Genomic DNA, 25,440 nt, shown 5'->3' with positions numbered 1-25,440 from the left:
ACCGAAATAGTATGAAGAAATATACATTTGCCTTGTTTATACTCAGTGCGATCGCTTTTACCGGTTGCCTGAACAATGATTTTATGGAAAGGTATCCGTTGGGCAATCCGACGGAAGAGACGGCCTTTGTGACGTATGATAACTTTAAGGCATATGCCTGGGGATTGTATGAAACACTTCCGAAATTAGGATACGGTGATACTTCAACAGACGATATCTCGTATAATCAGACGCGGGGAAGCAGCGAAAGCAACTGGATCAGGGGACTGGTCACTGTGCCTGATAAGAGGAATAATACAACTTGGGATTATTATGGTTTTATCCGTCGTGTCAATCTGATGTTGGGACGGATAGACGGTTCCCAGATGACTGAGACTGAGAAGGCGCATTGGAAAAGTGTCGGATACTTCTTTCGTTCATACCGCTATTTTTCATTACTGTCTGCTTACGGCGGCGTACCTTGGATAGACCGAGTATTAAGTGATAATGATACAGAGTTGATCAACGGTCCCCGTGCTTCCAGAGACGAAATCGCGAAGCATATTCTTGAAGATTTGCAATATGCCGAGCAGCATATCAACGTCAATGGTGATGGCAGTAATACGATTAACAGAGCCGTCGTACAGGCATTTATGTCCCGTTTCTGTCTTTTTGAAGGAACATGGAGAAAATATCATGGGTTGAATGATGCCGAAACTTTTCTGAAAGAATGTAAACGGGTGTCTGCCGAGGTTATGAACAGCTATCCTGAAATTTGCAGTAACTACGATGATCTGTTTTGTTCACTCGACCTGAAAGATGTACCGGGAGTCATACTCTATCGGGAGTTCTCGAATGCGGAAAACGTAGTACATGATACCAGCATTCAGGGAACAACCGGATCGTCCTACTATAACCCGACTCGTGACTTGGTGGACAGCTATCTCTGTTCGGATGGGAAAACCCGCTGGAACAGTCCGTTGTTCCAGGGAGATAAGGATATGTACAGTGAGTTCAGTTGCCGGGATCATCGACTCTGGCTGCAAGTGACTCCTCCATACAGAATTGACCGATCGGCTTCTACCGATGCTTGGGGGAATAAGTGGGAGTTTACCGATGTCGCTAAGGACAGGAGCTTTATCGATAGCCTGAATATCCGGTTGGGAATAGGGTATGGAAGCGGCAAAGAGAGACAGAAGACGTTACCTTTCCGCCAGGGTTATGACGGAGGTATTCTGGGAGCAGTTCCGCATTTCGATTTCTATTTGGAAAATCAGCCTTGGTACAAATCGGCTTTCGGGTATAATAACTGGAAGTATTATTGTACTTATTTGTCGATGGGATCGCAGCGAAATGAAGAGACCGATATGCCCATCTTCCGGGTAGAAGAGGTGATGCTGAATTATGCTGAAGCAACGTGTGAGTTGGGTGAATTCGATCAGTCCGCGGCCGATCAGACAATTAATAAACTGCGTATCCGTGCTAACGTGGCACCTATGAAAGTGGCGGAAATCAACGCCGCTTTCGATCCTAAGCGCGATCTGGGCGATCCTGCTTATCCGGGTGACTATGCTGTCAATCCTTTGTTATGGGAGATTCGCCGCGAACGGCGTATCGAGTTATTCTCCGAAGGGTTCAGGTTCGACGATCTGCGGAGATGGAAGAAGTGCCATTACGCGTTAAAGAAGAAGTTGGGTATGTATGTCAAGACATCGGACTTTCCCGCTGGAACGAAGGTGACGATTGACGGAGGTGGCGCAGAGGGATATCTTGAATTCCATCCTGTACAAACCCATACTTGGCCCGAATATTATTACTTGAATCCTATTCCACGTAATGAAAGGGTGCTGAATCCTCAGCTTGCTCAAAATCCGGGTTGGGATGACGGAGTAGAGTAGCCCCTTCCTGATTGATAAATGGTTTTAACCGTGTGATAAGAAACTGTCCCGAGAAATTCTTATCTTTGGACAGTTTCTTGTCACACTATAAATACTATGTTTAGATGAAATACCTGATTTTAATACTGCTTTTCCTCGGTTCGCACGCCGTCCGTCTGTGCGGACAAACGATCTTACCTACACCTGATTACCTCGAAAAAGCCAATGGACAGTTGCAACTCCAAGGCAAGATACGGATGCATGCTCAAGATGCTTCCGCTTCTTTCCTGCATTTGTTTTATGAAAAACTGATACCGAAAAGTGCTGTGGAATGGTGTAGTGAAAAGGGGCACAGCCAAATCTCCTGGGAGAAAGATGCCACACTTCCCGCAGAGGGTTATCGCATTCTTGTTACTCCCGAGAAAATGACTGTTCGTGCGGCAGATAACGCCGGTTTTATTTATGCCGTTCAGAGCCTGAGACAATGGGGTACACGGGAAGGGGACAAACTTATATTTCCTTGTGCGGAAATCACTGACTTTCCACGGGTGAAATGGCGTAGCTTTATGCTGGATTCGGGACGCCAGTATCAAAAGGTCTCTACCATCAAGAAATATATCGATATGGCTTCGATGCTGAAAATGAATTATTTTCATTGGCATCTGACCGAGGGTCTCGGTTGGCGTATCGAGATAAAACGCTATCCGCTTTTGACACGGATCGGAGCTTTCGTAGGACAGGGACCGGAGCAACAGGGATTTTATTCCCAGGAAGAGGTAAAGGAGATTGTCAGCTATGCGGCAGACCTCGGTATCACGGTTGTTCCCGAGATCGACATGCCCGGACATGCGGAGGCCGCACTTAATTCGTATCCGCGGTTGGGATGTTTCAACATTCCGGTGAAAGTGCCCCAAAGCGGTTTTACACAGAATATTTTTTGCGCCGGCAAAGACAGTACACTCACCTTCCTGCAGAATGTACTGGACGAAGTGTGCCGGATGTTTCCATCCGCTTATATTCATCTCGGAGGTGATGAGGCTCCTAAGGGAAACTGGGATAAATGTACGGATTGTCAGGCACGGATTGCGAAAGAAAAACTGAAGGACAGCCATGACCTGCAATTATGGTTTTCGGCCCGAATGGCAAATTACCTGAAACAGAAAGGACGGAAGGCTATCTTTTGGGGCGATGTGATTTATAAGGACGGTTATCCGTTGCCGGATAATGTGGTTATACAGTGGTGGAACTGGAGAGGGCACAAGGATCTGGCTTTGAAGAACGCTGTCAGGCATAATTACCCGGTGATTTGCGGTACGAACTATTACACCTATCTGAACTTCCCGCTCACTCCTTGGAGGGGATATGCCAAAGACCGCACTTTCGATCTGGAAGATGTGTATCTGCATAATCCCTCTTACAGGCCACGGGAAGAAAACCCGCTTATCCTCGGAATGAGTTCTGCACTGTGGACAGACGATGGAGTAACCGAAGATAGGATCGACCGTCGTGTCTTTCCGCGTATTCTTGCGCTTGCCGAACAAATGTGGTATTCCGGCAAACCGTTGAGTTTCGATGAGTTTTACGGTAAAGTTCTTCTGAAGCAACCATGGTTCGAACAACAGGGGTATTCATTCGGCCCTGCCCTGAAAAAGGAGGTAGACGTAAATTATAAATGGGATTAAAAAAAGAAACTTAGCATGAAAAGAATAGAAATCTATATCGGACTATCCGTATTTGCTTTATCGGCAAAAAGTCAGGTTAAAGAATCTCAACCCAATATCATCTATATTATCATGGACGATTTAGGGTATGGGGATATTGGTTGTTATGGTTCCGGAAAAATAGAAACTCCGAACATAGACCGGCTGTGTAAAGACGGCATCAGTTTCACCCAGCACTATACCGGATCGCCTGTTTCGGCACCGGCACGCTGTGTGCTGATGACAGGTATGCATTCGGGACATGCACAGATACGGGCCAATGATGAAATGGCATACCGGGGAGCCATCATGAATTATGACTCCATGTATGTGCATCCGAATCTGGAGGGACAGTATCCTTTGAAGGCCAATACGATGACTATCGGAAGGATGATGCAGCAGGCGGGGTATGTCACCGGATGTTACGGGAAATGGGGATTGGGTGCTCCGGGATCGGAGGGTACTCCCAATAAACAGGGATTCGACAGTTTTTACGGATATAACTGCCAGCGGCAAGCGCACAGTTACTATCCGGCCTTTCTGTATAAGGATGAAGACCGTGTATATCTGAACAATAAAGTGCTCGACCCTCACACTGCCCGGCTGGATCCCGGAACAGATCCCCGCGATGAAGCCAGTTATGCCAAGTTTTCACAGAAGGAGTATGCTAATGATCTTATTTTTGATGAACTGATTTCGTTTGTCGGACAGAATAAGAAGAAGCCTTTCTTTTTGATGTGGACTACTCCGCTTCCGCACGTGTCATTACAGGCACCGGAGAAGTGGGTGAAACACTATGTCGAAAAGTTTGGAGACGAGGCGCCTTACACCGGGAAAACCGGATATATGCCTTGCCGATATCCACATGCGACTTATGCTGCCATGATCAGCTACTTCGACGAACAGATCGGTAGACTGATAGAGAAACTCAAGGCAGATCATCTGTATGATAATACCATTATCATGTTCACTTCCGATAACGGTCCAACCTTTAACGGCGGAAGCGATTCACCGTGGTTCGATAGCGGAGGCCCTTTCAAGTCGGAGTATGGCTGGGGAAAATGTTTTGTTCATGAAGGGGGAATACGGATACCTGCCATTGTTACCTGGCCCGGAAAGATCAAACCTTCCACTCAAAGCGATCACATTTGCGGATTTCAGGATGTGATGCCTACTTTGGCGGATATTGCGAAGGTTGATTGTCCGCCGACTGACGGAATCAGTTTCCTGCCCACTTTGCTCGGCAAGACCGGACAGCAGAAAGAACATGCATATCTGTATTGGGAATATCCCGATCCGGTGATCGGTCTGAAAGCCATTCGTATGGGTAAGTGGAAGGGAATTATCGACAATATCCGGAAGGGAAACTCTACAATGAAGTTATATGATCTGGAGAAGGATCTCAGGGAAGAGCACGATGTGGCAGGCGAATATCCGGAAATTGTCCGGAAACTGACGAAGTTGATGGAAGAGTCGCATACCGAACCGGAAAACCCTAAATTCAGGTTCTGACCGGCTACGATTGCCCAATACTACGATTTTTTTTACTCTTATTCTGTCTCTTTGTGCGGATTTTGATATACTTTTGCTCCGCCTAATAATGAAATAGGATAATGGAACAATACACATTCAGTATAGCGGGTGGCGTAGCACGCAACCCGCTTGTACGTTTGGCACAACCTGTCACAGCACAAATCGCTGCCGGCGAACACATTGCTATCGTAGGTCCCAACGGCGGAGGGAAGAGTTTGTTTGTAGATACGCTTCTGGGTAAATATCCCTTGCGTGAAGGTACGGTGAAATACGATTTTTCTCCTTCTTCTACTCAGACAGTATATGATAACGTGAAATACATTGCTTTTCGTGATACATACGGTGCAGCAGATGCTAACTATTATTATCAGCAACGCTGGAATGCCCACGATCAGGAAGATGCCCCCTCCGTGCGGGAGATGCTGGGGGAAATCAAAGATGAACGGCTGAAAGAGGAATTGTTTGAACTCTTCCGCATCGAGCCGTTGTTGGACAAGAAGATCATTCTCCTTTCCAGTGGGGAGTTGCGCAAATTTCAGCTGACTAAAACTTTGCTGACTGCCCCCCGGGTACTGATAATGGACAATCCTTTTATTGGTTTGGATGCACCGACCCGTGAACTGCTTTTCTCCCTGCTCGAACGCCTCACCCGGCTGTCGTCTGTGCAAATCATCCTTGTGCTTTCGATGCTCGATGATATTCCTTCGTTCATTACCCATGTGATTCCAGTAGAAGACTTGACTGTGCTTCCGAAAATGGAACGAGGGGCTTACCTGGCTGCATTTCGTGTGACCGATGTACCCGTGACTCTGGACGCATTGCAACAACGTATAGCCGGATTGCCTTATGACGGAACCAACTATGATTCCGGGGAGGTGGTAAAATTAAATAAGGTCAGCATCCGTTATGATGACCGTACCATCCTGAAAGAACTCGACTGGACTGTCCGTCGGGGCGAGAAGTGGGCATTGAGCGGAGAAAACGGTGCCGGCAAATCTACGTTGCTTAGTTTGGTTTGTGCGGATAATCCTCAGTCGTATGCCTGTGACATCAGCCTTTTCGGACGCAAGCGGGGCACAGGTGAAAGCATTTGGGAGATAAAAAAGCATATCGGTTACGTCAGTCCCGAAATGCACCGTGCTTATCTAAAGAATCTACCAGCCATTGAGATTGTAGCTTCCGGGTTGCATGACAGCATCGGCTTGTATAAGCGTCCACAGGAAAGCCAGATGGCCACCTGCGAGTGGTGGATGGATGTGTTTGGCATTGCCGCTCTGAAAGACAGACCTTTTCTTCAACTCTCGAGTGGTGAACAGCGCTTGGCATTGCTGGCCCGTGCTTTCGTGAAAGATCCGGAATTACTTATTCTGGACGAACCGCTGCACGGACTCGATACGTACAATCGCCGGCGGGTGAAAAAGATCATCGAGGCCTTCTGCTGCCGTGAAGATAAAACGATGATTATGGTAACCCATTATGAGTCGGAACTGCCCTCTGTCATTACCGATCGCCTTTTTCTAAAGAGAAATCGTTGAGCGTGACGGGCGGCAACGCCTGTTTTGGGTTATGTTGTTTATCAGTGGATTAATCTTTCCCTGTGGCGCATGGTGATATACACTCTGTTATATTTTAAACCAACGCCTCCTGCCTTTCAAACCTATGGTCCTTTGGTTTAAAAGGCAGGCATGCCCGTATGCGTGATGGGTGTCCTTCGCCGAAACGGGCTCCACTGATGCCCTTAGCCGTATCTTGCTTTACATCGTTACCTCATTTTCTTTCTGATTTCGGAAGAAGATGATCCGGAACTTGCTGCCTTCGGGTGACTTCCGGGTCTCGGTTTCTATATCCGTCCGGTTATTCATTGGTTTGCCGTTAATGCTCAGAATCACGTCATTGGCTTGCAGGGCGGTTATTCCCTTTTCGATCTTCACTACCAGTATACCTCGTATTTTGTCGAGTCCCGTGGCCGAACGTTCTCCTTCGGTCGACACCTCTTTCAAGGTTAACCCCTTCCACGAATACGTCTGTACTGTCTCTGGTTTTTCTTCCGGAATTTTGAAAACCGGCAATTCCGGAGTAGCCGCCAAAGCTTTCAGGTGTGGGCATTGTACGCCGAAGTGCTCCATATCGAAATTCCGGAAACCCGTCTTCAAGGCAGGCGAATTTTCTTTTACCCGGTAGTCTCCTTTTTCAGGAGCAATGAAGAGCGGATCACCGTAAAGTGAATGGAGGTCCGTTCCTCTGTTTTGCGCCTGCTCCAGTCCTTGCTCGGTGACAAAAAAGTTAGTGTCTGTTTCCTTTCCCCATTCTTTTACCTGAATGGGGCGATAGGGAGTCGTGACGATGTTGTGACGGAAAATGTCTTGAGAGTTTGCAAACCAAACGTGCGGATGGAATGTGTTGTTGACCATAATGTTGTTTTCCACCGTTCGCGCGAAGCCTTCGCGCAATTTCAATCCTCCGTGTAGGCAGAGGTTGTTGTAGATGTGATAGTTGGAAGAACCGTCGTCCAGATCGATGTCCCATCCATGGTCGCACCTCCAGCGGTTGTTGCGGATGACAGTCGTTTCGGTAGCGTCCCGAAATACCATTTGAGGATGTTCTTTTGCGAACTCATCCATCACATTCCGGTCGGGATGCCAATAGCGGTCGCGTCCCCAGGAGTTGAAGGAACCGTGGTCGCCTGTCTCGAGTACGGTGTCGAACACATCGTTTCCTTCTATCATATGTCCTCCCCAGGTACCTTCACTGACGTTGATACCGGCACGGGGCAGATCGTAAATGCTGTTGTTGCGGATAGTGATTCGTGCGGACATAGATAGCTGGATACCGGCTCCCTGCTTTTCTGTCTCTCCGATCGAGTGAATCAGATTGTCGTCCACCAGGCAGTCTGAGGGATAGTTGGGGGTGAGGGGGCCTGTACCTTTATCCATCTCCTCCCAGGTTTGCGACTTTCCGTACTCGAACAGGGGAGAGCGGACAGCATCCGGAGAGCCGACAAAGCAAACGGCACTGGCTCCTACGCGGGTGATGTGATTTTGGCTGACACGGTGGTTGCGGTTATAGTTGGAGAAGAAGATGGCATTGCCTCCTACGTCGTACAGGCAACATCCGGTCACGGAGCACTCTTCGGCGTTTTCAATCATCAGGGCTCCTCCCCGGTAGATTTTCCAGTCACTGCGCAATAGGGGTTCGTCGGTCTTCATAAAGGTGCGCAGGGTTTGTGTCAGTTCTAAATGGTCTACGGATACGTGACGGACCGGACTTCCGGGTTTCCCTTTCAGGACGAAGAGACTTTCTGCCTGCGGCACTTCGAACAAGGCGGTTTGCAGATTGAGTTCTCGTGGCGGATAGAAATAGAGTGTATGGGTTTCTTTATCAAAATACCATTCCCCTTCGGCATCCAACTCTTCAAAGATGTTTTCTACCATGCGGTAAGTGTCGTGCATACCCATCTGGCGGTTGTTCTGAAATCCGCCTTTCAGTATCAGTTCGCCCTTGGCGTCTTTGCCTTCGATGCTGTATTGGTAGCCTCCCCATTCTCTGCTGTGCATGGCGTGCAGATAACCTCCCGCGGGGTTGCTCCAGTTTTTCACACGTTCGGGCGAGTAGGCGTCAGCTGCATATCCGTTGAAGATGCGTATATTCGGATCAAAATTCGGATACCGTGCCGATATCTGTTTTTTCCCGTTCACAAAGAGCTGGTCGGGGATCAGTTCTTCTTCCACTTGGGCCTGCATGATACCGTTTTTATACTCTTTCCAACACAGGTTCCGGAGTATACGTGAACCACTGATGACCGCCTTTTGTCCGGGATACGAAGAAAAACGGACCGGATGTTCGGGTGTGCCCGAAGTCTCGTTTGTGATAAGAATCGGAGTGGACAGGTAGTTGGTGCCTTCGCAGTAGATGGTGATGGAACGCCGGCCGGCCTGCCGTGAGGCCTTTTTCCAGGCATATTCTAAAGTAGCCATCGGCTTTTCCGCTGTTCCGGGATGATGGTTGCTGCCCGAAGGTGATACATAGAGTGTTATCTCTGTTTGGGCGGATAGCAGACCGGATACGAATAGTAGTAATGGAAAAAAGAGTTTTCTCATGTGTTGTTCATTTAGAAATTAAATAAAAAGGTTACTTACAGTGTACAAAGGTAACTTTTCTCAGCATACTTCAGCATAGATATTTAGAAAAAGTTTCGTGAACTTTGTACTCAATACAAATGTTCTATAATAAACACCTAAAGAAAGGAGAGTTGAATGAAAAAGATTGTATTGCTCCGTCATGGAGAAAGTGCATGGAACAAGGAGAACCGTTTTACCGGCTGGACCGATGTCGATCTGACAGAAAAGGGAATTGCCGAGGCCTGCAAAGCGGGTGAACTACTGAAAGAAAATGGATTTAATTTCGATAAAGCTTATACTTCGTACCTTAAACGAGCGGTGAAAACGCTGAATTGTGTGCTCGACCGGATGGATCAGGACTGGATTCCGGTGGAGAAGAGTTGGCGTCTGAACGAGAAGCATTATGGCGATCTGCAAGGATTGAATAAAAGCGAGACGGCTGCCAAATACGGTGACGAACAGGTACTTATCTGGCGCAGGAGTTATGATATAGCTCCCAATGCCCTGTCGGAAGACGATCCGAGAAATCCACGTTTTGAGAACCGCTATCGGGAAGTGCCCGATGCAGAACTTCCCCGGACGGAATCTTTGAAAGATACCATCGACCGCATCATGCCTTATTGGAAATGTATCATTTTCCCGAATCTGAAAACCGCTGATGAAATTCTGGTGGTTGCCCACGGCAACAGTTTGCGGGGCATTATCAAGCACTTGAAGCACATCTCCGATGAAGAGATCGTGAAACTGAATCTGCCGACTGCTGTTCCTTACGTATTTGAATTCAGTGACGAACTGAATCTGGAAAAAGACTATTTCCTGGGTGACCCCGAAGAAATCCGGAAACTGATGGAAGCGGTTGCCAATCAGGGAAAGAAAAAATAAGATAAGAGGAAACCCCTCATTACGGAATAAAAATGAATATTATTCACCACAGGGTACACGGAGGACACAGAGTTTTAATCTCTTGTTTATTAAGATGTTTAAGAGAAAGATATTCTCTGTGTTCTCTGTGTACTCCGTGGTGAATAAAACTCAAAACCATTACAATTATGAATAAAATTATAGAACTATTGGGTAATCAGGCTGAATACTACCTGAACCACACTTGTAAAACCATTGATAAATCACTGATTCACGTGCCGTCACCGGATACGATCGATAAGATATGGATCGACTCGGACCGTAACATACAGACCTTGCGCAGCTTGCAGACTTTGCTGGGACATGGTCGTCTGGCAAATACGGGATATGTGTCCATTCTTCCTGTCGACCAGGATATTGAGCATACAGCCGGAGCTTCGTTCGCTCCGAATCCCATCTATTTTGACCCGGAAAATATTGTAAAACTGGCCATTGAAGGCGGATGTAATGCCGTTGCTTCTACTTTCGGTATTTTGGGGGCTGTTGCCCGTAAGTACGCTCACAAAATTCCGTTTGTAGTGAAACTGAACCATAATGAACTGCTGTCTTATCCCAATTCGTATGATCAGGTGTTGTTTGGCACCGTCAAGGAGGCATGGGAGATGGGAGCGGTGGCTGTGGGAGCTACTATCTATTTCGGTTCCGAGCAAAGCCGTCGTCAGTTGGTAGAGATTGCCGAGGCTTTTGACTATGCGCATGAATTGGGCATGGCCACTATCTTGTGGTGTTATCTGCGCAACAATGATTTTAAGAAAGACGGGGTAGACTATCATGCTGCCGCCGACCTAACCGGGCAGGCAGACCGTCTTGGAGTTACCATTAAAGCGGATATTGTGAAGCAGAAGTTGCCTACTAATAACGGTGGCTTCAAAGCAATTCATTTTGGAAAGACAGACGAAAGAATGTATACCGAACTGACTACCGATCACCCGATTGATCTTTGCCGTTATCAGGTAGCCAACGGATATATGGGACGTGTCGGTTTGATTAATTCCGGTGGCGAATCACATGGAGCTTCCGACCTGAAAGACGCTGTTGTTACGGCGGTAGTGAATAAACGTGCCGGTGGTATGGGGTTGATTAGCGGACGTAAAGCTTTCCAGAAACCGATGAAAGAGGGAGTGGAATTGCTCAATGCCATCCAGGATGTATATCTGGATGCATCTGTCACCATTGCTTGATTGAGTTTGATTGTTAGAATGGAGTATGGCTGTGTCGTGCTCCATTTTTTTATTCAGTGAAGTTATATTCGGATAAGAAATATGCCGGGCTGAAAGGGTGTAACTATCCGATGCATAGGGTGTAGCCATATACTCCGGATGGTTATACCCTATGCATTGGATGGCTACACCCTATTGCTTTTTCCTTATTTTCTCTTTATACTGAGTCGGTGTCTCTCCTGTATATTGCTTGAATGAAGTACTGAAATAACGGGATGTTGTAAATCCTATTTTTTCCGCTATCTCTGTAAAGGTGAGATCGGTGGTTGAGATCAGTTGGATGGCCTTTTCCATGCGGAATTTATTGATGTAATCGTTGGCACCCATGTTGGTCATGGCCTTTAACTTGTTGTAGAGTGAAGCACGGCTCAATCCCATTTCCGTACAGAGGAAGGTGACGTCCAGTTCGGGACTGTCCAGGTGGTCGGTGATTAGCCGGTTCAGTTTTCGTAGGAAAGTCTCGTCTGGTTGGCTGAGTTCGCTCTTTTCCTCTTTGGGTATATTTTTAATGTCGGTGTCCGTTTTACTTTTCTCTCCATTACGGAGCCGGTTTCGTATCAGCTCTACGATTTGCAGTTCTCTTTCACCCGTCTCGGTGAACGAGGGGAGGAGTTCGTTGCTGACATTGACCAGGAATCGGATTTTTTCTTCATATTCCTGTAACTCCCGCTCTTTTAGTTCCCATTTCAACCGGTTTTGCCTGCGGCGCAGAATGGTGAGAATGACGGCAGCAATAGCACCCGATGCAATAAGCAATACACAGATGATGAACCATCCGCTCCGGTACCAGGGAGGTAGTATGGTGAGTGACAGGATAGGACGGAAGGGAGTCCAGTCGCCATTCTTGGTACTGCATGCGGCCAATATCCGATATTTGCCTGCCGGAAGTGAACGGATAATCAGTTCCGGATCGTACGATTCAATCGGTTCGTCGTTCAATCCTTCTATCTGATAACGGTATCTTTTTTTACGGAAAATATCTTGTTCGTGGGACATTATGCGTAAGGTTATGGTCCGGCTGTCCTGCGGGAGGGTCAGTTTCTCCGGCTGTCCTGTTATCTGCTTAATGGCCGGCTCACCGTTTATGTATACGTCGGTCAGTTCCACTTCCGGAAAGTCGGATGGAGCTGTCGAAAAACGGTTATCGATGCAGAGCAGTCCGTTTGCGCCTCCCATATAAACTTCTCCCTTGCCGGAGACAAGCCGGGGTTTTGCCAGATATTCATTCGGAATAACTCCGTCCGATTCGCCGAAAAGGATGAACTTCCGGGATTGCAGCATCCAGGCAAACAACATGTGGTCTGCCCCGATCCATACTTTTCCCCGATGATCGCAAATGACCGAACTCACTTCACCGAACAGGGAAGTTGGCAACGGATGATACCGGTTGGTCGACGGCGTATACTGTCCCAGTCCGGTGTTGCTGCCAATCCAGAAATCACCTTTCTCGTCCATCGAAACAGAATATAATAATGTATCGCCCGTACAGCTGAAAAGTCTTTTCAGACAGTTGTTTGTCCGGTCCAGTTCGTAGAGGGTACGGCTGTCGTTGAGGTAGGTGAAACGCTCGTTGTGGGCAATGGCATTCATGCTGCCGGCAATCTCCATACCTTCTTCTTCATTCACTACGCGTATTTTCTGCGAGCCGGTGTCGTATCGGTAAATATGTCCTGCCAGCAAGAGGACGCTGCCCGGTTCGTCCTGATAGACATTTACCGCCATTCCGCTGTAGTAGAGATATTGTTTGAGGCGGGGATGGTCGATGGTCAGTAACTGTTGTTCTCCATTCGCTTTGTTGTAAACAAACAATCCTTTTGAAAAGACAGAGAGTAAGAGTGTTTCCCGGGTGAAACCGGCGATAGAGACTACTTTGTCTCCCCAGGTAGACCGGTCGTGACGGAACTCTTCCGTGTCGGGGTCAAGACTGTTGATACCTCCGCCGTCTGTACCGATCCAGATCCGTCCGTCCGATTCGTCCTGATAAAGACTCAGTACGGCGGGATCACTCAGCCCTTTGCTACTTCCGGGAAAGACATCGGTATAGGTCTTCATGGATACTTCACGGATATTGATCAAACCCTTGCGAATGCTTCCGGCCCACATGTTGTTATAGGTATCGTTGTAGAGCGATAGGATAGAGTTGACGGGAAGTGAATAGTTATCTCCGGGGATATGTTCAAGAACGCTGATCTGATGGTTGTCCGGACGTATGATATTGATACCTCCTCCGTCTGTTCCTACCCAGATGTGCGAGTCCCGTTCGGCTATGCTAAGCACCACGTTGTTGCTAAGGCGGGAGTTTGCGGTAGTGTACGAGGCTAACAATCTGCCTTCGGGACTGAAGCAGCGCAAGCCTTCATTGTAGGGGGCCACCCAGATGCGGTTGTGCGAGTCGATCAGGAGTGCCATGATCTCTTTCCCACAGTCGAATGGAGGGAGACGGCGTTCTCCCGAACGGAGATTGATCAACCTGAGACCTTGCCACCGGCTGCAACATAGCAGCGTCTCTTCGTCCCATCGGCTGATGGCGGAGATGGCGAAGTAAGGGTCGGAACTGAAGTCCAGCAGAAGTTTTACGGAACGGTTTTCATAATCGTAACGATAGATGCGGTTGCGGCCGCCGAAGATCACCCCCTGTTCCGTCAGGCAAGCGGAATAGGCGAGGATGGAATGTCCCTGTTCGTCTTGTGGAGTTGTAAAATCGTCGCTTTGCCTGCAATACTGCGCTATTCCGTCATCGGTCAGTACCCAGATGTTGTGTTGATTGTCTTCAATGATCTGATGGATGTAATTGTGTGGCAACGAGTGCGCATCTTCTTTCCGGTGGATATATTTCTTCAGCTTTTCTCCGTCGAACCTTCCCAATCCCGCATTGGTGCCTATCCATACGAAACCTTTGGGTTCGGTATAGACACATCGCACGGTAGAAGGGAGTCCCTCCTTCAGGGAAATCTGTTTATAGTAGTAATGGCCGGCTTTCAGCGGGAGGCAGCAGACTGCCAGAAGTATGGTCAACCAACAGAGAAAGCCGGTATATGGGTTGTTTTTCATGGATGCATATCTATCACGTTAACGGCAAAAGTAACAGTTTGCATAGACGTGACCAAAAAAATGGAAATAAAATCTTATCTTTGCCGAAATGAATAACATTAACCACAGAGTACACAGAGTCCCATAGAGCGTATCTTCTATGCTTCCTTCCTCTATGGAACTCGGTGTGACTCTGTGGTGAGCAAATCAAAACACTATGAACAAGAGATTATTATTCCGTTTAGCTCCCGGTTTGTTGGCCGTTGTGCTATTCTGTGCCTGTCGCCCCGCAGTTATCGAAAAGGGGAATCTGGACGTAATTCCTCAGCCGCAAGAGATTGTCCTTGCCCAAGACACTACACCTTTTGTTATCAATCACAGTACTACGATCATCTATCCGGCAGCTAATGAAAAAATGCATCGTACTGCCGATTTTCTGGCTACCTTTATAAAAGAGATGACCGGAACCGAAGTCCGTGTGTCCGATAAAGAGAAGGGCAGTAACGCCATTATCCTTGCTGTAGATACGACAATGACTCACCCGGAAGGTTATAAACTTGAGATCACCCCCGAGAAGGTTCTTCTCACCGGAGGCAGTGAGGCCGGAGTATTCTACGGTACCCAAACCATTCACAAAGCCCTTCCGATTCCGAAGGACGGAAAAGTGGCGGCAGCTCTTCCTGCCGGGACGGTTACCGACTTTCCCCGTTTCCGTTATCGTGGATTCATGATCGACGTAGGTCGCCATTTCTTCCCCGTCAGCTACCTCAAACAGATGATTGACCTGATGGCATTGCATAACATCAACTATTTCCATTGGCACCTGACCGAAGACCAGGGGTGGCGAATTGAAATCAAAAAGTATCCCAAACTAACGGAAATAGGTTCCAGACGAGATTCTACCATTATTGACTGGGAAACCAAGAAGTTCGATGGAAAGCCTCACAGTGGTTTCTATACACAGGATGAAGCCCGTGAGATTGTCCGTTATGCGGCCGATCGCTTCATTACGGTAGTTCCCGAAATAGACCTTCCGGGACATACTACAGCCGCTCTGGCTTCTTATCCGGAACTGGGTTGCACGGGTGGTCCCTATAAGGTGCTTTGTTCATTTGGTGTATTTTCCGATGTGCTTTGTGCCGGTAACGAACAGACACTTCAGTTTACTAAAGACGTGTTGGACGAGATTATGGATATTTTCCCTTCCGAATACATTCATATCGGTGGAGACGAGTGTCCGAAGAGCCGTTGGGAGAAATGCCCTAAATGTCAGGCTAAAATTAAGGAACTGGGTATCAAAGCGCTGCCTAAACATTCGAAAGAGAATCAGTTGCAGACCTATTTCATGTCTGAGCTGGAGAAAGAGATCAACGCCCACGGACGCCGTATGTTGGGATGGGACGAAGTATTGGAAGGCGGTCTGACCCCGAATTCTACCATCATGTCATGGAGGGGTATTCAAGGAGGCATCGAAGCTGCGCGCCAGCATCACGATGTCATCATGACTCCTATCCAGCGGCTCTATTTCAGCAATCCGCGCATTAATAAGATGACCGGATTCGAATGGATGAATCGTGTATATAACTTCGAACCTGTTCCTGCCGAACTGACCGATGCCGAAAAGAAGTTTGTAATCGGTACTCAAGGTTGTATCTGGACGGAGTGGACTGCCGATTCAACCAAGATGGAGTGGCAGATTTTACCTCGAATGGCTGCTTTGTCCGAAATACAATGGACATTGCCGGAACATAAAAATTTTGACCGTTTCATGGAACGTCTGCCTGAGATGTTGAAGATTTATTCCGACCTGGGGTATGGCTACCGGAAAGATGTCTTTGCGGCAGATACGGTGGCAGTGAAGCAATAACTATAGAGGGCACAGAGATTTTCCATTGAAAGAAATTATCTCTGTGCCCTCTGTGTATTCTGTAATGAAGTAAAAGGTTTCTTCTTATTTTTCTCCCGGTAACAGTGGGAAATTAGGATTTGGCACATGTGCAGCCTGCATGATGCCTTTCAGTTCGGCCACTTTTTCCGGGAACTGGTTCAGTACATTGTGGCGTTCCGACGGATCGGAATTCAGGTTGTAGAGTTCGAAATACGGGTTTTTGCCGCGAACGTTCATGTGAACTAACTTCCACGGGCCTTTACGTACGGCCTGGCGTCCGTTCATCTCCTGGAACTCAAAATACAGATATTCGTGTTCTTTCTGTCCTTTGCGGTTTTCAAGTAGTGGTAACAGGCTCACACCGTCCATCTGTTGGTTCTTGGCTTTCGGGTTCAATATTTCACGGAAAGTGGGCATTACATCCCAGAACGAACACATGAAGTCGGTTTGGGTGCTGGGTTGTACACGTTCCGGCCAAGAGATGATCATCGGTACACGGATTCCTCCTTCGTAGAGGTCGCGTTTATATCCGCGCCAGATGCCGTTGCTATTGAAGAAGTCCGGATCGGCTCCTCCTTCCATGTGCGGTCCGTTATCGCTGGCAAAGATGATGATGGTGTTGTCATAGATACCCATATCTTTCAGCTTCTGTACAATCTGGCCTACATATACGTCGAGGCGGTAAACCATGGCTGCAAACGTTGCGTGAGGGTAGAACTGAGAGCAGTATCCGCCTTTACGGAATGCCGGGCTACCCGGTTCGGTGCCATGGAAAGGCTTCTCGGGATACTTGCCGCGGAACTTTTTGATAATGCTGTCTTCGGGCACAATCAGTTCGGCATGAGGGATGATGGTAGGATACCACATGCAGAACGATTCTCCGCTTTTTCCCATCCGGTCAAGGAAGTCGAGTGCCTTTGAGTGGATCAGGTCTTGTGAGTAAGTACCTTTGCCATACTGCACATCCAGTGTGTTGTCTTTTAATTCTACCCGTTTGTCATTGTCCCACAAGTGATCGGGATAGTAGCTGTGTGCCAGCAATTGGCAGTTGTAACCGTAGAATTCGTCGATTCCCTGTTTTTTCGGATCGCCTGTAGAGCCGATGAATCCCAGTCCCCATTTACCGAAAGCGCCGGTTTTGTATCCTGCGTTCTGAAAATCGTGGAAGATGGTCTGTGCATCTGCCGGCAGAGGGAATTGTCCTTCCGGATCGAGTTCGACGTTACCACGGATAGCCGTATGTCCGCTATGAGTGCCTGTCAGCAGGCAAGAGCGTGAGGGGGCACTTACCGTTGTTCCCGAATAACATTGGGTGAAGCGCATTCCTTCCTGGGCCAGTTTGTCGATGTTGGGAGTTTCGAACTTCTCTTGTCCGTAGCAACTCAGGTCACCGAATCCGAGGTCGTCGGCCAAAATGAAAACTACGTTCGGCTTTTGGGGGTCCTGAACTTTTTTCTTTTGTGCAAACGCTTGTTGTGTTCCGGCCATGCCGACAAGCAGCGCACTGCTGAGCAATAATTTTTGATTCATAAAAAGAGTTTGTTGATTAGGTTTGTATTTAGTTCATTCAGTATTGGTTTTGAGTTTTATTCACCACAGATTACACAGATTTCCACAGATAAATGATTTATTTCATTGAGAATTAGATTAAAGAATCTGTGCTAATCTGTGTAATCTGTGGTGAACTCGATTCGTTTCTATTCCATTTTGTCAGGCTTCTATGTCTGCAAATATACAAATTTCAGTTAAGACTCGTTCACGACAGGCTTCCGATTTTGTCTATCCGATGTTCAAAAACGTCTATAAATGCCCTTTTTATTCCATTATTAGACGTTTTCAGAAGAATCATAGTTGTTTTTGAACTCTATGGGGTGTTAAAACTCTTTATATTTGTACCACTAATTAATCCCTAATAGAAAAACTACTTTATGATGAACAACCTATCTTCCGGAATTCTCTGCTCGCTGACAGGTGCGGCGGCAGTAGCTTCTTTGGCTTCATGTGCCACAGGCAAACAGAAAGAAGAGCAAAAGCCCCTGAACATTGTTTATATTATGACGGACGACCATACGGCACAAATGATGAGCTGCTACGATACCCGTTATATGGAAACTCCGAACCTCGACCGTATTGCCCGTGACGGCGTGCGTTTTACAAATTCCTTCGTTGCAAACTCTCTGAGCGGTCCCAGCCGTGCTTGTATGATCACAGGCAAGCATAGTTGTGGCAACAAGTTTTATGACAATACTACCTGCGTGTTCGACAGTGCCCAGCAAACTTTCCCGAAACTGCTTCAGAAGGCCGGCTATCAAACTGCACTCGTAGGCAAGTGGCACCTTGAGAGTCTGCCCTCAGGATTCAATTATTGGGAGATTGTGCCCGGACAAGGTGACTATTATAACCCCGACTTTATCACTCAGGACAACGACACCGTTCACAGACATGGGTACATTACCAACCTGATTACCGATGACGCTATCGATTGGATGGAGAACAAACGTGACGAGAGCAAACCGTTCTGTCTGCTGATTCACCATAAAGCTATCCACCGCAACTGGATGGCGGATACCTGTAACCTGGCTTTGTACGAAGACAAAACCTTCCCGCTGCCCGACAATTTCTTTGACGATTACGAAGGCCGTCCGGCTGCCGCAGCGCAAGAGATGAGTATTGTGAAGGATATGGATATGATTTATGACCTGAAGATGCTTCGCCCCGATAAAGATTCACGTTTAAAATCGCTCTACCAGAGATTTCTGGGACGTATGGACGAAGGACAACGTGCGGCATGGGATAAATTCTACGGTCCGTTGATCGATGACTTCTACAAGCAGAATCTAAGTGGAAAGGAACTTGCCAACTGGAAGTTCCAGCGTTACATGCGTGACTATATGAAGACAGTGAAGTCGCTGGACGACAATGTGGGACGTGTGCTCGACTATCTTGAAAAGGAAGGATTACTGGATAACACCCTGGTAGTCTACACTTCTGACCAAGGCTTCTATATGGGCGAACACGGCTGGTTCGACAAACGCTTCATGTACGAAGAATCGATGCGTACACCGTTGATCATGCGTATGCCGAAGGGTTTTGACCGTCGTGGCGACATTACCGAAATGGTTCAGAACATCGACTATGCACCTACGTTCCTCGAATTGGCCGGTGCTCCCGTTCCTGCCGATATTCAGGGTGTATCTCTGTTACCGTTGCTGAAGGGCGAACAACCCAAAGACTGGCGGAAGGCGCTGTACTATCATTTCTATGAGTATCCTGCCGAACATATGGTGAAACGCCACTACGGGGTACGTACCGAACGCTATAAACTGATTCATTTCTACAATGACATCAACTGGTGGGAACTTTATGATATGCAGGCTGATCCGACGGAGATGCATAATCTGTACGGGCAGAAAGAATACGAACCTGTAGTGAAAGAACTCAAAGAGCAGATGCTGCAACTTCAGGAACAGTATAATGATCCGGTACGTTTCTCGCCGGAGAGAGATAAAGAATAAGTGGAAATCCCGGATATATGAAACACATTATAATATGCATACTCCTGCTGATGCTCTGCCCCCTTGCAGCGTTGCAGGCTGATGACTTAACACAAACAGTTTCTATAGTCCCCTGCCCGGTACAAATGGTATCGGGCACCGGGCATTTCCGTTTTTCCGGAGGTACTACGCTGGTTGTGGAAAATGCCGAGCAGGCGAAAGTGGTACGGAATTTTATAAACCTCTTCACCAAAGCTGCCGGGTTTACTCCCGTATTGAAAACGGGAAAGATGAAAGGCGATGTACGTTTCGTTACCGATAAGTCATTGAAAAGCGAAGCCTATCGGTTGGATATCATTCCGGAACAGATTACGGTCAGAGCATCGGATGTGAAAGGGTTTTTCTATGCCTTGCAGACCATCCGTCAGTTGCTTCCTCCCGATATTGAAAATCATCATACAGTCAATGCACTGTGGACGGTTCCTTGTTTGAGCATTCAGGACGAGCCCCGTTTCGGTTACCGGGGGCTAATGCTTGATGTTTCCCGATTTTTTCTTCCCAAAGAATATGTGTTGAGAATCATCGATTGCATGGCCATGCTGAAGGTGAATAAACTCCATTTCCATCTGGTGGACGATAATGGCTGGCGGCTTGAAATTAAGAAATATCCCCGGCTGACCGAGGTCGGTGCCTGGCGGGTGGATCATACCGATGTGCCATTCCATTCGCGCCGGAATCCGTTGCCCGGAGAACCGACTCCCATCGGTGGCTTTTATACCCAGGAGGATATGAGGGAGATGATAGCTTATGCTGCCGACCGTCAGGTAGAGATCATTCCCGAGATAGAGATGCCGGCACATACCAATTCGTCACTGGCTGCTTATCCGCATCTGGCTTGTCCCGTGGTAGACCGGTTTATCGGTGTATTGCCCGGTCTGGGTGGAGACCATGCAGGAATCATCTACTGTGCCGGAAACGATAGTGTATTCACTTTTCTGCAAGATGTCATTGATGAAGTGGCTGCGCTTTTTCCTTCACATTACATCCATTTGGGTGGCGACGAAGCGCAGAAGACTTATTGGAAAAAGTGTCCTCTTTGCCAGGATCGTATGAAGAAAGAACACATTGCCCATGAAGAGGACCTTCAAGGCTATTTCATGAAGCGGATAGGCGACTATGTGCGCAGTAAAGGTAAAGAGGTGATGGGATGGGACGAGTTGACAAACAGCTTCATCCCCGAGGGAGCCGTTGTCTTCGGTTGGCAAGGGATGGGCAACGCTGCCCTGAAAGCTGCTGCGCAGGGACATCGTTTTGTGATGACTCCGGCCCGTGTGATGTACCTGATTCGTTATCAAGGACCGCAATGGTTTGAACCACTCACTTATTTTGGTAACAATACGCTGAAAGACGTTTATCAATACGAACCTGTGCAGAAGAATTGGAAGCCCGAATATGCTTCGTTACTGATGGGCGTACAGGCATCGTTATGGACGGAGTTCTGTAACCGTCCCGAGGATGTGGACTATCTCGTCTTCCCCCGTCTGGCAGCACTTGCCGAAGTGGGATGGAGTCGCCCGGAGCAGAAAAACTGGGCTTCGTTTCTGAAAGCGATGGATCGTTATAACGAACACCTTGCCGTCAAAGGGGTGGGATACGCCCGTTCTATGTACAACATACAACATACGTCTACTCCGGTTGATGGTACATTGCAAGTGAAACTGGAGTGCATGCGTCCCGATGTGGAAATCCGTTATACAACTGATGGCACTGAGCCGGGAGCAACTTCTGCTCTCTATACTCAGTCGCTCACGTTCCGTACCGCACAGACCTTGAAGTGTGCCACTTTTGCCGATGGGCGGCAGGTGGGAAAGACCCTCGTGTTGCCTTTGTCATACAATAAGGCTACTGCGAAACCGGTATTCACCCGGGGGGCTTCCGGTGTTCCGGTTTTAACCAACGGAGTGCGTGGCAGCTTGAAACAAACCGATTCCGAATGGTGCTCGTGGACAGACAATGATAGTATTTCTTTTACGATAGATTTGCAAAAAGAAGAAAATATCCATACTTTTACGCTGGGTTCTATTACAGTGTACGGAATGGCTGTGCACAAACCGGAGTCCGTCAGTGTTGCGTTGTCTTCGGATAACATTAATTTTACGGCAGTGGGAGAGAAACGGTTTACTCCCGAAGATATTTTCCGTGAAGGAACTTATGTGGATGATTTGAAATTCGATCTGGGAGCGGCAAAGGCCAGATATGTGCGCGTTACAGTTCGTGGAGCCGGAAAATGTCCTCCTGATCATGTGCGTCCCGGACAGGAAGCGCGCGTCTTTTTTGACGAAGTTATGATCGAATAGGATCCGTATTTACCTTTAAAAATCAAATGGGGATGTGTCAAAAGTCTTCTGTGGCGAGTTTTGACACATCCCCGAGAAAGATAATTGAATATTAAATACCTGATAAACAATGAACAAACCTATCAAACTAACCTTTCTACTGCTACTGGCCTGTCTGGTTATGGTCCCCGCAAAGGCGCAGAAGACTCCCGAATGGCAGAGCCAATATGCGGTAGGCCTGAACAAGTTGGCCCCTCACACCTATGTGTGGCCTTACGCAGATGCTGCCGATGTGAAAAAAGGGGACTATGAACAGTCTCCCTATTATTTGAGCCTGAACGGCAAATGGAAGTTCCATTGGGTGAAGAATCCCGACCTCCGTCCGAAAGACTTTTATAAACCTTCGTTCTATACCGGAGGGTGGGCAGACATTAACGTACCCGGAAACTGGGAGCGTCAGGGATATGGAACTGCTATTTATGTGAACGAGACTTATGAATTCGATGATAAGATGTTCAACTTCAAGAAGAATCCTCCTCTCGTACCGTCTGAAGAAAACGAAGTTGGCTCTTACCGACGAACTTTCACTGTGCCTTCCGGATGGAAAGACCGTCGGGTGGTTCTCTGTTGTGAAGGTGTCACCTCTTTCTATTATGTATGGGTGAACGGCCATTTCCTCGGTTACAACCAAGGCTCAAAGACGGCAGCCGAGTGGGACATTACTGACAAGCTGGAAGAAGGCGAGAATACCGTCGCACTTGAAGTCTACCGCTGGAGTTCGGGCTCTTACCTGGAATGTCAGGATATGTGGCGTTTGAGTGGCATTGAACGTGATGTATATTTGTACAGTACTCCGAAGCAGTACATTGCCGACTATAAAGTAAATGCCACCCTCGAGAAGGAGCGTTACAAAGATGGTATCTTCGGACTCGATGTTACCGTTGAGGGACCTGCCAATGGAGCGGTATCTATAACTTATACCCTGAATGATGCAGCCGGACGTCCCGTACTTTCGGGCGAAATGCCTGTCAAATCACGTGGGTTGAGTAACTTCATCACTTTCGGTGAACAGCGCCTGAAAGACGTGAAGCCTTGGAGTGCCGAGCACCCCAATCTCTATACGCTCGTGTTGGAACTGAAAAATGCGGGAGGACGGGTGACGGAAGTTACTGGTTGCGAAGTGGGTTTCCGTACTTCGGAGATCAAGGACGGACGTTTCTGCATCAATGGTGTACCTGTGCTGGTGAAGGGAACCAACCGGCATGAACATTCGCAATTGGGACGTACTGTCAGCAAAGAGCTGATGGAGCAGGATATCCGATTGATGAAGCTGCACAATATCAATACCGTGCGTAATTCACATTATCCCACTCATCCGTACTGGTATCAGCTTTGCGATCGCTACGGACTTTATATGATCGACGAGGCCAACATCGAGTCGCACGGTATGGGCTACGGTCCTGCTTCGCTTGCCAAGGACAGCACTTGGCTGACAGCACACATGGATCGTACACACCGTATGTACGAGCGTTCGAAGAACCATCCTGCCATCGTCATTTGGTCGTTGGGTAACGAAGCCGGAAACGGAATTAACTTCGAACGTACCTATGACTGGTTGAAATCGGTAGAAAAGAATCGTCCCGTTCAATACGAACGTGCCGAGCAGAATTATAACACCGATATTTATTGCCGGATGTACCGCAGTGTCGATGAAATCAAAACCTATCTGGCACAGAAAGATATTTACCGTCCGTTCATTCTTTGCGAATACGTGCACGCCATGGGCAACAGCGTAGGTGGCCTGAAGGAGTATTGGGATGTGTTCGAAAATAATCCGATGGCACAAGGCGGTTGCGTGTGGGACTGGGTAGACCAGTCGTTCCGTGAGATAGACGCGAATGGGCGTTGGTATTGGTCGTATGGTGGGGACTACGGTCCCAAAGGAGTTCCGAGTTTCGGTAATTTCTGCTGCAACGGGTTGGTAAGCGCTGACCGTGTCCCGCATCCGCACTTGCTTGAAGTGAAAAAGATTTATCAGAACATCAAGTGTACCTTGCTCTATAAGAGTAATCTGACCATAAGAGTGAAAAACTGGTTCGACTTCTCCAATCTGAACGAATATATCCTGCATTGGCAGGTGGTGGGCGATAACGGACAAACGGTCACAGAAGGAACAAAAGAAGTGAATTGTGCGCCACATGCTACAGTTGATGTGACATTAGGAAAAGTTGTCTTGCCTGCCAATGTGCGTGAAGGATATCTCAACCTGAGCTGGACTCGTAAAGAAGCTTCACTGATGGTGGGTACTGATTGGGAGGTGGCTTACGACCAGTTTGTATTGCCCGGAACAAAGAACAGTACGGCTCATCTGCCTGCCAAGGCCGGACAGACTGCTTTTACGTTGGATAAGGCGACTGGTGCTTTGAACTCTTTTACACTGGACGGGCAGGAATTGCTGGCAACTCCTGTTACACTGAGTCTTTTCCGTCCCGCTACGGACAATGATAACCGCGATCGCAACGGTGCATATCTTTGGCGTAAATCCGGACTCGATCAGCTGAGCCAGAAAGTGGTGTCACTGAAGGAGAGCAAGAGTACCGCTACTGCACGAGTAGAAGTCCTGAATGCGAAGGGAACTAAAGTGGGGGATGCCGATTTCATTTACTCACTGAATGCTGCCGGGGCTTTGAAGGTGAAAGTGACTTTCCGTCCCGATACGGCTGTGGTGAAATCAATGGCACGCCTGGGGCTGGCCTTCGAGATGAACGATACGTTTGGCAATGTGGCTTATCTGGGACGCGGTGATAACGAGACTTACGCTGACCGTATGCAGTCGGGCAAGATAGGGCTGTATCGGACTACTGCCGAAAGGATGTTCCACTATTACGTGACTCCGCAGTCTACCGGAAATCGTACGGATGTCCGCTGGATGAAATTGGAGGATGAAGCCGGACAAGGAATCTTTGTCGATTCGAACCGTCCGTTCCAGTTCAGTGTCGTTCCGTTTACTGACGATGTGCTGGAGAAAGCCCGCCACATTAACGATCTGGAACGTAACGGCCGTATCACTGTTCATCTGGATGCCGAACAGGCAGGTGTAGGGACAGCAACCTGTGGTCCCGGTGTACAACCGCAATACCGTGTGCCGCTGACGGAGCAGAGTTTTGAGTTCACGCTGAGAGGAGTGAAATAGACAGAATATTTAACGTGGAATAGAAAAGGATACGGTTTACCACAGAGTTTCAGAGAGTTTTTAAGTTCTTGTTAATAGGATATTGAAGAGAGGAAAATCCTTTGTGAGAGACTCTGTGTTACTCTGTGGTGAATCAAACTTAAAACAATAC

General features: G+C 47.8%; 13 protein-coding genes. 10 read left to right on the top strand and 3 right to left on the bottom strand.

Features of this window, described 5'->3' with window-relative positions; genetic code table 11:
* Positions 1 to 11: 11 nt before the first annotated feature.
* The 4 genes from G7Y45_RS17140 (at position 12) to G7Y45_RS17125 (ending at position 6,624) form a co-directional block, all read left to right on the top strand.
* Entirely contained in the window at positions 12 to 1,877 is a 1,866-nt protein-coding gene (locus G7Y45_RS17140; protein WP_032531681.1) for a RagB/SusD family nutrient uptake outer membrane protein, read from the top strand.
* A gap of 104 nt (positions 1,878 to 1,981) precedes the next feature.
* Entirely contained in the window at positions 1,982 to 3,538 is a 1,557-nt protein-coding gene (locus G7Y45_RS17135; RefSeq protein WP_005780558.1) for a beta-N-acetylhexosaminidase, read from the top strand.
* A 15-nt stretch (positions 3,539 to 3,553) separates the two neighbouring features.
* Positions 3,554 to 5,068 (top strand): arylsulfatase, encoded by a 1,515-nt coding sequence (locus G7Y45_RS17130; RefSeq protein WP_165015647.1) that lies wholly within the window; start codon positions 3,554 to 3,556, stop codon positions 5,066 to 5,068.
* 101 nt (positions 5,069 to 5,169) lie between these two features.
* Positions 5,170 to 6,624, top strand: coding sequence for an ATP-binding cassette domain-containing protein (locus G7Y45_RS17125; protein ID WP_022012009.1), 1,455 nt, complete (start codon positions 5,170 to 5,172; stop codon positions 6,622 to 6,624).
* A gap of 219 nt (positions 6,625 to 6,843) precedes the next feature.
* Here the strand turns inward: G7Y45_RS17125 and G7Y45_RS17120 are convergent, their stop codons facing one another.
* Complete coding sequence (locus tag G7Y45_RS17120; RefSeq protein ID WP_165015650.1) at positions 6,844 to 9,186, bottom strand: PDZ domain-containing protein; 2,343 nt, start codon at positions 9,184 to 9,186, stop codon at positions 6,844 to 6,846.
* A 156-nt stretch (positions 9,187 to 9,342) separates the two neighbouring features.
* Between G7Y45_RS17120 and gpmA the strand changes: the two genes are divergently transcribed.
* Together gpmA and G7Y45_RS17110 are read left to right on the top strand one after the other, a co-directional pair.
* Positions 9,343 to 10,089 (top strand): 2,3-diphosphoglycerate-dependent phosphoglycerate mutase, encoded by a 747-nt coding sequence (gene gpmA / locus G7Y45_RS17115; RefSeq protein ID WP_005807593.1) that lies wholly within the window; start codon positions 9,343 to 9,345, stop codon positions 10,087 to 10,089.
* A 167-nt stretch (positions 10,090 to 10,256) separates the two neighbouring features.
* Complete coding sequence (locus G7Y45_RS17110; RefSeq protein WP_005780549.1) at positions 10,257 to 11,309, top strand: class I fructose-bisphosphate aldolase; 1,053 nt, start codon at positions 10,257 to 10,259, stop codon at positions 11,307 to 11,309.
* Between the two features lie 171 nt (positions 11,310 to 11,480).
* Here the strand turns inward: G7Y45_RS17110 and G7Y45_RS17105 are convergent, their stop codons facing one another.
* Positions 11,481 to 14,399, bottom strand: a complete 2,919-nt coding sequence (locus G7Y45_RS17105; protein WP_165015653.1) for a two-component regulator propeller domain-containing protein — start codon at positions 14,397 to 14,399, stop codon at positions 11,481 to 11,483.
* Positions 14,400 to 14,595: 196 nt separating this feature from the next.
* Between G7Y45_RS17105 and G7Y45_RS17100 the strand changes: the two genes are divergently transcribed.
* Positions 14,596 to 16,245: a beta-N-acetylhexosaminidase gene (locus tag G7Y45_RS17100; RefSeq protein WP_165015656.1), complete on the top strand. Its 1,650-nt coding sequence runs from the start codon at positions 14,596 to 14,598 to the stop codon at positions 16,243 to 16,245.
* An 84-nt stretch (positions 16,246 to 16,329) separates the two neighbouring features.
* Here G7Y45_RS17100 and G7Y45_RS17095 read toward each other — a convergent pair whose 3' ends face one another.
* Positions 16,330 to 17,796 carry an arylsulfatase gene (locus tag G7Y45_RS17095; RefSeq protein WP_165015659.1) on the bottom strand — a complete coding sequence of 489 codons (1,467 nt, stop codon included), beginning with the start codon at positions 17,794 to 17,796 and terminating at the stop codon, positions 16,330 to 16,332.
* Between the two features lie 398 nt (positions 17,797 to 18,194).
* On the opposite strand from G7Y45_RS17095, the gene G7Y45_RS17090 reads away from it, so the two are divergent.
* From G7Y45_RS17090 to G7Y45_RS17080, 3 genes are all read left to right on the top strand, one after another.
* Positions 18,195 to 19,781, top strand: a complete 1,587-nt coding sequence (locus tag G7Y45_RS17090; protein ID WP_165015662.1) for a sulfatase — start codon at positions 18,195 to 18,197, stop codon at positions 19,779 to 19,781.
* Between the two features lie 17 nt (positions 19,782 to 19,798).
* Positions 19,799 to 22,117 carry a glycoside hydrolase family 20 protein gene (locus G7Y45_RS17085; RefSeq protein WP_165015665.1) on the top strand — a complete coding sequence of 773 codons (2,319 nt, stop codon included), beginning with the start codon at positions 19,799 to 19,801 and terminating at the stop codon, positions 22,115 to 22,117.
* 109 nt (positions 22,118 to 22,226) lie between these two features.
* Complete coding sequence (locus tag G7Y45_RS17080; protein WP_005807583.1) at positions 22,227 to 25,289, top strand: glycoside hydrolase family 2 TIM barrel-domain containing protein; 3,063 nt, start codon at positions 22,227 to 22,229, stop codon at positions 25,287 to 25,289.
* Positions 25,290 to 25,440 lie beyond the last annotated feature (151 nt).

The organism is Bacteroides sp. ZJ-18 (genome assembly GCF_011038705.2).
In the GTDB taxonomy this organism is placed as follows: Bacteria; Bacteroidota; Bacteroidia; order Bacteroidales; family Bacteroidaceae; genus Bacteroides; species Bacteroides hominis.
The sequence above is the reverse complement of the archived record's forward strand: the minus strand, read 5'-3'. Positions and strand labels throughout refer to the sequence as shown.

Coding starts and splice junctions, on each gene's coding strand:
- gpmA (WP_005807593.1), top strand. CDS start 9,343: ATGAAAAAGATTGTATTGCTCCGTCATGGAGAAAGTGCATGGAACAAG.
- G7Y45_RS17100 (WP_165015656.1), top strand. CDS start 14,596: ATGAACAAGAGATTATTATTCCGTTTAGCTCCCGGTTTGTTGGCCGTT.
- G7Y45_RS17095 (WP_165015659.1), bottom strand. CDS start 17,796: ATGAATCAAAAATTATTGCTCAGCAGTGCGCTGCTTGTCGGCATGGCC.
- G7Y45_RS17140 (WP_032531681.1), top strand. CDS start 12: ATGAAGAAATATACATTTGCCTTGTTTATACTCAGTGCGATCGCTTTT.
- G7Y45_RS17125 (WP_022012009.1), top strand. CDS start 5,170: ATGGAACAATACACATTCAGTATAGCGGGTGGCGTAGCACGCAACCCG.
- G7Y45_RS17080 (WP_005807583.1), top strand. CDS start 22,227: ATGAACAAACCTATCAAACTAACCTTTCTACTGCTACTGGCCTGTCTG.
- G7Y45_RS17110 (WP_005780549.1), top strand. CDS start 10,257: ATGAATAAAATTATAGAACTATTGGGTAATCAGGCTGAATACTACCTG.
- G7Y45_RS17120 (WP_165015650.1), bottom strand. CDS start 9,186: ATGAGAAAACTCTTTTTTCCATTACTACTATTCGTATCCGGTCTGCTA.
- G7Y45_RS17130 (WP_165015647.1), top strand. CDS start 3,554: ATGAAAAGAATAGAAATCTATATCGGACTATCCGTATTTGCTTTATCG.
- G7Y45_RS17085 (WP_165015665.1), top strand. CDS start 19,799: ATGAAACACATTATAATATGCATACTCCTGCTGATGCTCTGCCCCCTT.
- G7Y45_RS17135 (WP_005780558.1), top strand. CDS start 1,982: ATGAAATACCTGATTTTAATACTGCTTTTCCTCGGTTCGCACGCCGTC.
- G7Y45_RS17105 (WP_165015653.1), bottom strand. CDS start 14,399: ATGAAAAACAACCCATATACCGGCTTTCTCTGTTGGTTGACCATACTT.
- G7Y45_RS17090 (WP_165015662.1), top strand. CDS start 18,195: ATGATGAACAACCTATCTTCCGGAATTCTCTGCTCGCTGACAGGTGCG.